Here is a 2,608-nt window from a genome sequence, read left to right as displayed (position 1 = left end):
GGGAGAGGGTGCCCGAAGGGCGGGTGAGGGGCTTTTGCTTTTAGCGGTGATTGCGTGTGTCCCGGCCCTCACCCCCGGCCCCTCTCCCGCTTGCGGGAGAGGGGAGCAGAGCAGTTGAGTTTGTTTTGAGTTGGTTATCTAGACGCCATCCAAATAAACAACCCCGCCTGAAACACGCAAAACGCTACCAAGCAGGCGATGGTGAAGCGCTGGGTGCTGTCTTCGCGGCGCAGGCTGTCGAGGCGTTGTTGGAATTTGAGTAGCTTGCCGTCTTGCTCTCGCAAGTTGTGGTCGGCCTGTTCGAGCATGGCGGCGGCGTCGAGCAGTTCGATGCTTTGCACTTTTTCTTTGTTCCAGTCGCCCCTTAGCGAGCTGACCCTCGGCGCCGAGTAGGTGGCTTTGGCTTGCTGCGGGTCGGGGTAGTCGAGGTCAAAGCCTTGGGCTTTGAGGAAGTGGTCGCGGCGCATGCGCGCGTCTTCGCTGAGTACGTCTTTAATGCCTAACGCGCCGCCTTCAACGGTGTAGTGCGCGCAGCGCTGTTGTGCCCAGGCGATCCCTTGGGCCAGCAGAAAACGGCCCAGCCCACGGTTGATCGGTTCCACATGCAGGCCCTTATCCGGGCCGAAGCGCACTTCTTTAAGGCGGTGGTCGATCCACACTTCCAGTACGTTGTCGCCCTTGCGGGTAAGGATGCCCGGCAAGTTGATGCTTAAACGCAGGAAACTCTGCTCGGGACTATGCCGCGCCAACCGGCCCATTTGCACAAAGCGCAGGGGCCGCGCTCCGGTGTAGCGGTCGGCCGGCAACGGCGCCAGGCGCAGCAGGCGAAATTGTTCGTCTGGGAGCGCGCTCCATGGGTGCGGCAGCGATTCGTTGACCTCGCTGACGGCGGTCTCCTCAGGTGACGGCGCTTGTTGTTCGGTGTCGGTCATGCGCGTGTTCCAAGCCATGTGCGTAGAGCGTACGGGTCTTGGCTGCTATCGGCTAGCCCACGCCGGGCTTGAGGCTGGCGCAGTGCTATTACGTTTTCGCCGGTTGCACCGTCAGCACAAAACTCACCAGGCGCCGGGTCAGTTCACTGGCCAGCGGCAGACGCGGGTCGTTGTAGGACGCCAGCTGCACTTTCGCTTCATCGGCTACGATGCGCAGTACATGGTTCATGCCGTCGATCACTACCAGTTGCGCATCGGCCTTGGCGGCTTTCAAGGCCTTGGCGTCGGCCACTTCCACCTGCATATCGTGGCTGCCCTGCAGGATCAGCGCGGGCAGCTTCACTTGCGCAAACGCGGCGGCTGGGTCTTGGCGAAACAGCGACATCAGGTACGGCTGTACGCTGGGGCGAAACAGCACCTGCAGGTCAGCCGGCACATGGGGCACGGCTTGGCCGGCTTTAAGTTGGTCGATGGTCCACAGGCTTTGCGGCAGCAGGGCAGCGGGCTGACGTTCGCGCAACTGTTCTTTTAATACTTGGTCGATGGGTCGCCCGGTGCCGGCAATCGACACCAACGCGTCGGCGCCTGCAGTTGGCGCGGCGAGGGTGGCGATCAGTGCGCCTTCGCTATGGCCCACCAGCGTCAAAGTGGAAAAACGTTCGTCCGCTTTGAGCTGGTGGCTCCATTGCACGGCGTCTTGCACATACTTTTCTACGCTGAGGTCGCGTTCATCCGGCGTGGCAGGGCGGCTGGCGGCGATGCCGCGTTTGTCGTAGCGCAGGCTGGCGATGCCATTTTTGGCCAGGGTTTGCGCCAGTAATTTAAGGCTGTCGTTATTGCCGCCTTCGGGGTTATTGCCGTTGCGGTCGGTGGGGCCGGAGCCGGCAATCAGCAGTACCACCGGCACCGGCGTTTCGCTTTTGGGTAGCAACAGCGTGCCGAACAATTCGCCGCTGGCGGTGGTCAGGCTCATCGGCCGTTGCAGTACGGTAAAGGCTTGCGCCTGGCTCAAGGTGGGCAACAGAAACAACAGCAGCAAGACAAACGCGCGCGGCATCGAAGTGGCTACATATAAGGAGGTAGCCGCTTTGACGCAGTAGATGGAATAAGGTTCGAGGATGAACTGCGCAGAGCGCGCGGGTATACTCCACGGCCCTGATTTGTAACCGATGTTTGTGGCTGATTTTCGCGGAGCGCCCTGCATGTCCGGCAATACCTACGGCAAGCTATTTACTGTTACCACCGCTGGCGAAAGCCATGGCGCCGCCCTGGTGGCCATTGTCGATGGCTGCCCACCCGGCCTGGAGCTTAGCGAAGCCGACCTGCAGATCGACCTCGACCGCCGCAAGCCCGGCACCAGCCGCCATACCACCCAGCGCCAGGAAGCCGATGAAGTCGAAATCGTCTCCGGCGTGTTTGAAGGCAAAACCACCGGCACGCCCATCGGCCTGCTGATCCGCAATACCGACCAGAAGTCCAAAGACTACTCGGCGATCAAAGACCTGTTCCGCCCGGCCCACGCCGACTACACCTACCACCACAAATACGGCGTACGCGACTACCGTGGTGGCGGCCGCAGCTCGGCGCGCGAAACCGCGATGCGGGTTGCCGCTGGCGCCATCGCCAAGAAAGTGCTGGCCGGTTTCGGCATCCAGGTGCGTGGCTATATGAGCCAA

General features: G+C 61.6%; 3 protein-coding genes. 1 reads left to right on the top strand and 2 read right to left on the bottom strand.

Features of this window, described 5'->3' with window-relative positions:
- Positions 1 to 134: 134 nt before the first annotated feature.
- Together AAAB16_RS04690 and AAAB16_RS04685 are read right to left on the bottom strand one after the other, a co-directional pair.
- On the bottom strand, positions 135 to 932 hold the full coding sequence (locus AAAB16_RS04690; protein WP_340662299.1) for a hypothetical protein: 798 nt from the start codon (positions 930 to 932) through the stop codon (positions 135 to 137).
- 88 nt (positions 933 to 1,020) lie between these two features.
- The gene (locus AAAB16_RS04685; RefSeq protein ID WP_340662298.1) at positions 1,021 to 1,989 is read right to left on the bottom strand and encodes an alpha/beta fold hydrolase; all 969 of its coding nucleotides are present in this window, start codon (positions 1,987 to 1,989) and stop codon (positions 1,021 to 1,023) included.
- A 145-nt stretch (positions 1,990 to 2,134) separates the two neighbouring features.
- On the opposite strand from AAAB16_RS04685, the gene aroC reads away from it, so the two are divergent.
- The coding region (aroC, locus tag AAAB16_RS04680) for a chorismate synthase (protein ID WP_340662297.1) at positions 2,135 to 2,608 on the top strand (474 nt) is incomplete at its 3' end.

Source organism: Pseudomonas sp., assembly GCF_037994325.1.
Lineage (GTDB): Bacteria > Pseudomonadota > Gammaproteobacteria > Pseudomonadales > Pseudomonadaceae > Aquipseudomonas.
The sequence above is the reverse complement of the archived record's forward strand: the minus strand, read 5'-3'. Positions and strand labels throughout refer to the sequence as shown.

Coding starts and splice junctions, on each gene's coding strand:
- AAAB16_RS04690 (WP_340662299.1), bottom strand. CDS start 932: ATGACCGACACCGAACAACAAGCGCCGTCACCTGAGGAGACCGCCGTC.
- AAAB16_RS04685 (WP_340662298.1), bottom strand. CDS start 1,989: ATGCCGCGCGCGTTTGTCTTGCTGCTGTTGTTTCTGTTGCCCACCTTG.